The organism is Sphingobium sp. (genome assembly GCF_035511395.1).
Lineage (GTDB): Bacteria > Pseudomonadota > Alphaproteobacteria > Sphingomonadales > Sphingomonadaceae > Sphingobium.
This window is the reverse complement of record NZ_DATKFP010000435.1, coordinates 1-6,128: the sequence shown is the minus strand read 5'-3', so window position 1 is coordinate 6,128 and position 6,128 is coordinate 1. Positions and strand designations below refer to the sequence as shown.

Here is a 6,128-nt window from a genome sequence, read left to right as displayed (position 1 = left end):
GACGGTCAACGCTCCCTACGGGACGGATCTTTCCGCGCATGAGTTGGCCAAACTTCTCATCGATCCAGAAAGCGCGACCACCTTCAACGCTCTTGCCTTCTCTTTCTTCTCCGAAGTACCTCCTGACATTCAACGGGAGTTTCTCAAGGAGATGGGTGTCAGCGCTTTAGCCGCCAAGAAGGTTACCGATCAGTTCTCAAGGCTTTCGGGCTTCGCAATACCGCTTGCGACATAGCGTTTGCGGGAACTGGATTCCCACAAACGCGAAGCCGTTTTATGACCAATCGCCGCTTGGGCTCAAAGGATAGAACCAACCGCACTAACGTTGGGCGGGCCTGAACTGGATGACGTTCGGTCCCGTCGGCGAGCTTTCCCAGCGTGAAAGCGGCCTGCCCTTGGCCATCCTAACATTAACCAGAGCAAACGGGCTTTCGAGTCCATCCCCGATCAGATCGGCCCAAGCCTGCAACATCTCGCGTCGAGGGTTAAAGTAGCGTGCGCGGTTATAGGCCCATTCAGACGCCGATACGCCCTTGGGCACATGCGACAGAACAAGATCGATGATCATGCGATCGCCGTCACGCTCGAGTTCCGCAGCTCGCTCGTTCATCACCGTCGAAAAAGCCGAACGCCAACCGTGCGGCACCATCTTGCCCTTATAGGCGCCGTTCCCGATCCGCTTGTATAAGGTGCTGACGGCTGCGTCACTCATCGGCAGACGCCAGGACCGGCTGCTGGGGAATACGAGGCTGAACTTTCCAGTGAGTATCCTTATGGCGCGTAGCGTTTCGACCGCCTGCCAGGAAAGCGGGACGTCGTGACCGAAAGCGGCATTGCTCTTGTCCTCGACGGCCAGCTTCATCCGTTCAGCCGGTATCCGCCAGACCGCCCCCGGCGCAGGTTTGTCGGGATCGTCCCAGTCGATGCCTTCAAACTCGTCCCACTGGGCAGTTCGAAGGACGCCAACCCGGACCGCGGTCAGAGCGAGCAGCCGGGAGGCCAGTTTGCTCAATGGGCCACCGGTCGAAAGATCGACGCGTTTCTGAAATTCGAGAAGCTGAGACACCCGCGTAAGCGCTGGTTGCTTGATACCCGGAGGCGAGCGTTTCAGCGCATCCGCGACGATCTCGACGCTGATGATAGTTTCAGTGGTCACCAGCCCTTCGCCGCGAGCCCGCTTGAGAACACCCAGGATGTAGCCGCGGACCCGCTTCGCGGTTTCGATGGCGCCTCGATGTTCGATTTTCCGGAGTGCGATCAGTATCATTTCGCTGGTGACCTGACTGACAGGCAGCTTCCCGAACTCGGGATAGATGTCCTTCTCGATCCTCGATCGAACCCTAAAGGCGTTGGCGGCAGACCACCACGGCTCGTTCTCGGTAAGCCATTCTTCTGCCTTGGCACGAAAACTGGCGTCCGCGTGGACCACGGCCTGTGCCTTGCGTCGGACAAACTCGATCGCAGGGTCGATGCCCTGCCGGAGCAGCTCGCGTGCCTCTTTTTGTCTCTCCCGCGCTTCGGCGAGCCCGACCTCGGGAAACAGACCGAAAGTGACGAGCTTCTCGCGATCGGCAAAATGATATCTGAACCGCCACGACTTCGCGCCGGCCTTTGTGACATAGAGATAGAGACCGGCAGAATCGGTCATCTTATAATTCCGCCCGGTGGCGGCGGCGTTTTTCGCTTCAGCGTATGTAAGAGTCATCGATACCCCAAAAATTGGTTTCGATACCCCCACCGATACCCCACGATTCGTGAGATACCCCGAGACATCCTGAGACATTATGGATGAACAACGGCTCACAAACCCCTGATTTATAGGGATTTATGATACCACATAATGCTCATGAAATCGAGGTTTGGTGGGCCCGGCAGGACTCGAACCCGCAACCTAGCCGTTATGAGCGGCCAGCTCTAACCATTGAGCTACAGGCCCCACCCGTCGAACACGGCGGGATTAGGCAGCATCACGCCGCTTTGCAAGCCTTTGCTCTCACAGGTACGGCAGCCAGAAAATCCGCCAAGCTTGCTGCGCGTACCCCGCGCCTTGCCAGATGCGTCAATATGGCGTCCCACCAGGCGTAGAAGGCTACGCGATCGGCCTCTGTGCGGACATAAGGCGTATGGCCGGGCGCCAAAGTCGGAGAATGGAAGCTGAAGTTCAGCACAGGCACATCTTCCTCCATCAGCGCATCGATGACGGCAATGGCTTCCTGTATCGAAATTCCCTCTGGAGTCAGTGGCACCCGACTTAACATACGCGCGCGAGCCAAGGCACCGGCGATCGGTCCCATGGCCTGAGCGGCGCGATAGGCCCGCTCCCCGCTGCGACGCATCAGTCCGATGAAGCCGGTAGACAGCGGCAGTTCGATGAGCGTTCGCGCTGGCCCGGTCCAGTAGGGATTTTGCGGCAAGCCTCGGAAATCGGGGCCATATTGCCCGCTATAGTCGAAGCGGCTGCGAACCGAACTGTCGAGCCGGAAGCCTGCTTCTTCGAGCAACCGGGCGCTGTTTGGCCCGACGCCATAGCGACCTGCGCGATAAGCGATCGGCCGCGCGCCAAAACGGGTCTCGATCCGCTGGCACAGCGCCTCCAGCTTGGCCCGCTCAACCGCTTCGGGGAGGAAGCCAACATAGCTGTTTGCCGCGCTCACCTCCTCCACATGGGGCGGATTGACCCAGGGGTGAAGATGGGCGCCGATATCGGCGGCGCCATCGCTGATCCATTGCCCCATCATGGCGGCAGCGGCATCGGATTCGATGACCGGATAGTCCGTTACATAGACCGGCTTGACCCCGGCCGCGGCAAAAAATGCCTGGCCCCGCGCCATTCCGTCAATGGCGGATACCGAATGACCGGTGCGACTGAACGGCGCATCCCAGTCAAATTCCTCCTCGGTATCGACAAACAGCATGAACCGCTTGCCAAAGACGGGGTCGAGGGCGATCATGTCTTCGGCAAGCGGATGTGCCAGCAGATTGCCATCATGGGCTAAAGCGGTCATGCCGCCTTCGTAACTGCCAATGGTTGCCAGAGGGTTTCGCTCTCAGCCGATATCGGCCGCATCGTTTGCTGCCGTCGCCGCCGGCAGGGCCAGCAGAACCCGTCCTGCTTCGATCTCCAGACTGCCGCCACAACTGCCCGCAAGACTGCGGATCAGCCGGAGCGAAAAACCCAGTCCCAGCAATGGGCCATCCACCCAGTCCCCATCCGCACCATGGCCCGGATCGAGCAACTGCGCTTCATCGAAGCCGGCAAGGCTCGATGGCCGATCGACGGCCAAAACGATGCAGCCGTTACCGGCATCCGGTCGAAGCCAGCAGGCACCCGTCACGGATTCGCCAGTCGGCGCGACCGAGATCAATGTCCGGAACAGATGCTGAACCATGCGTTCGCCCTGTACAGGATCGACCAGCATCGGCGGCAGGTCCGGCGACATGGCGATGTCGACCGATGTCGTCGCGGCCTGCTCACGGAAGCGCGCCGCGACCTGCAATACCAGTTGACGGGGATCGATCAGGCGCGGCTCTGAAGTATCCTCGCCCCGCGAAACGCGCGCAGCCAAATCCAGATCGTCAAAGGCCGTCAGCAAATGGCGGGCATCGACAGCGATCTTGCCCGCCATGTCGCGATAGCCCTCCCCCGCCGGTCCAAACAGTTCCTGTTCGATAATTTCGGCAAAGCCCAATATGGCGTTCAACGGTGTGCGCAACTCATGCACGAGTTGGCGGAGCGAATCGGCCGACAGGCCGGAGATCGCCATCGGCGCGGGTGCCGGCTGTGCCGCAACTTCCTGTAGATAAGGCCGACGCGCCTGGCCGCGATAGCCCTGGAACCGCCCTGAGCGAGGGTCAAAGAAGGGCGTGGCGGACATGCGCCATTCGCCGTCCATCGCGCCGCCCATGATGATGAAGCGTCCGTTGCGAAACCCGCTGCGACGGGCAAATGCACCGGCGACATGCCCGTCAGGTCCACTGCCGCCTTCCATCGCGGCTTCCCCCAGGGACAGGCCGATCAGCGCCGCCCGCGGGCCCTGGTCGATCCAGAGGATGATGCCCGCCGCGTCCGTCTCGAAGGCGAAGGAGCGCACCGCGGACGTGTCCGCCTCTTCAGGCTGCGCGACCGGCGCAACGACAGCACGCCGCGTGCTGGTGAACTGAGCGATCCGGTCCACCAGATTTCGGATTTGATCCTCGTCACGAGTGGGCGGGCGAAGCGGCGTGATGGTCGCGCTGTGAAGTTCCGACGCAATTTCGGTTTCGGCAGTCGCCGTCATATCGTGGGTCAGCAGCATGGCAGAATCGCCCACCATATCGTCGCGTACTGTCGTCAACACCAGATCGGCCGATCCGAAAACCTCCAGCCCCTGGCGCGTCTTCGGCCCCATGTCCCGACGACCGCGCAGCACACCGCGCGCCGTCGGCGTCAATTGCGGCAACAGGTCGGCCCATATCGCATCCGGCAAATCAGCGCGCGCCATTGCCGCAGCAGCAATGGAAGGTCTGTCCGCCGCGAAGAAAGACACCAAGGTTGCGGAACGCAGTCGCCTTCCCAACTCTACGACGGTCGCGATCCGCTGCGTCTCGCTCAGCTTCGGGCGCAGAGCCGACAGACGATCGATCAGAATCGCCCGATCATGCGGGCCCACCGTCTCCCGACCCGCGCGATCATGCTGGGCCAACAGGTCGACGCATTGGCGCCACAGCGTCACCGCATTCGGCCCGCCACGGTCATCCGCCGCCAGAACCGTTTGCATGAGATCGTTGAAGCGCACCTGAAATCCCCATATGCCGCGCACGCCGGACCCTCGATCCACAGCGCACACCCGAGCCGCTGCTATGGATAGGCAATCGTTACGAAAAGGGAAAGAGCCACAGCGCTGCGACAGAAACGCAACGTCGCATAGTGGGACAATTGCATTGTCCTGAAACATTATTATGATGCGCCCCAGAAACAGGACAGGAAATAATCGGAATAATGGCCGGGCCGAATATCGACGACATCGACCTGCAGATCCTCGGAGAGTTGCAGCAGGACGGACGAATGACCAATGTGGAACTCGCGCGGAAGGTGGGCCTGACGGCTCCGCCCTGCCTGCGTCGCGTCCGCGCGCTGGAGGAAGCCGGCGCGATCACATCCTATCATGCTGTGGTCGACCCTGCGATGCTGGGCTACACCATCACCGTCTTTGCGATGGTCAGCCTGAAGAGCCAAGCGGAAGCCGATCTGAAGGCATTCCAGGACCATGTCGCGCAACTGCCCGAAGTCCGCGAATGCCATATGCTGAACGGCGAGATCGACTTCATTCTGAAGGTGGTCGCCAAGGATCTTCAGAGCTTCCAGCAATTCCTGACCTCGAAGCTGACGCCCGCCCCCAATGTGGTGAGCGTGAAGACCTCACTGACCATCCGGACATCGAAAAATCTACCAGGCGTCCCGCTGCCAGCCTGATCATATATTGCGATGCCATCCGCCTGACACATTCTTCAGATGGTCAGGGTAGGCGGGGATCAGTTATTTGCCGTCATAGGCAGAAAAAGAAAGACCGTCCTGATCGGATCAGGACGGTCTTTCTTTTTGTTTCGGATCAGGCCGCCTTCTTGCCTTGCTGGTCAATCCAGACCGACCAGAAACCGGCGACATTGCCCCAGTCGCCATTTCCGACTTGACCAAGTGCAGTCTGCGCGCTGGCCATGTCGCCAGAGCGGGCTAACGCCATGCCAAGACGGGCATTGACCCGCCCTGCGTCCACACCGCCCTTGGTGAGGGCAAGCCGGTACTGCTCGACCGCCTGCGGAAACTGACCCAACGAAACATAGCTGTCACCCAGAGCAAGCGCTTCCTTACCGGTAGATGCCGTTGCCGCTTTCTTGGCCAACGCGGGCAATCCGGCGATCTCCTTCGTCGCCTTGGGGGTCACGCTCTTGAGCAGGCTGTTGGTCGCCGCCTGCGTCGGCGTCAGCTTGCCCGCCTTTCGACCGGATTCGATGATTGCCTTGGCCTCGGCAAAATAGCCGGCCTTTTCTGCCAACTGGGCGTAATTCTGATAGTCACGTTCGCTCGCCATCGCGCCATTCGCAGCCTGAAGGCGATAGAGATCGAGTTGCGCCTGCGATTCGAGGCTACC

General features: G+C 60.5%; 5 protein-coding genes, 1 tRNA gene and 1 pseudogene. 2 read left to right on the top strand and 5 right to left on the bottom strand.

The annotated features are described in order from the left end of the window. The coding region (locus VMR39_RS29000; RefSeq protein WP_325421780.1) for a hypothetical protein at positions 1 to 235 on the top strand (235 nt) is incomplete at its 5' end. An 84-nt stretch (positions 236 to 319) separates the two neighbouring features. Here the strand turns inward: VMR39_RS29000 and VMR39_RS28995 are convergent. The 4 genes from VMR39_RS28995 to VMR39_RS28980 all read right to left on the bottom strand — a co-directional run bounded on the left by VMR39_RS28995 (position 320) and on the right by VMR39_RS28980 (position 4,775). After that, entirely contained in the window at positions 320 to 1,705 is a 1,386-nt protein-coding gene (locus tag VMR39_RS28995; protein ID WP_325421778.1) for a tyrosine-type recombinase/integrase, read from the bottom strand. 155 nt (positions 1,706 to 1,860) lie between these two features. Continuing rightward, a tRNA-Ile gene (locus tag VMR39_RS28990) sits at positions 1,861 to 1,936 on the bottom strand. 31 nt (positions 1,937 to 1,967) lie between these two features. Continuing rightward, complete coding sequence (locus VMR39_RS28985) at positions 1,968 to 3,005, bottom strand: polysaccharide deacetylase family protein (RefSeq protein WP_325421776.1); 1,038 nt, start codon at positions 3,003 to 3,005, stop codon at positions 1,968 to 1,970. 42 nt (positions 3,006 to 3,047) lie between these two features. Further along, positions 3,048 to 4,775, bottom strand: a complete 1,728-nt coding sequence (locus tag VMR39_RS28980) for a HAMP domain-containing sensor histidine kinase (RefSeq protein WP_325421774.1) — start codon at positions 4,773 to 4,775, stop codon at positions 3,048 to 3,050. Positions 4,776 to 4,978: 203 nt separating this feature from the next. Here VMR39_RS28980 and VMR39_RS28975 point away from each other — a divergent pair, with 203 nt between their 5' ends. Further along, positions 4,979 to 5,452 carry an Lrp/AsnC family transcriptional regulator gene (locus tag VMR39_RS28975; RefSeq protein ID WP_325421772.1) on the top strand — a complete coding sequence of 158 codons (474 nt, stop codon included), beginning with the start codon at positions 4,979 to 4,981 and terminating at the stop codon, positions 5,450 to 5,452. Between the two features lie 136 nt (positions 5,453 to 5,588). On the opposite strand, the pseudogene VMR39_RS28970 reads toward VMR39_RS28975, so the two are convergent. Beyond that, positions 5,589 to 6,128 (bottom strand): annotated as a pseudogene (locus tag VMR39_RS28970) (hypothetical protein); the annotation flags it as partial.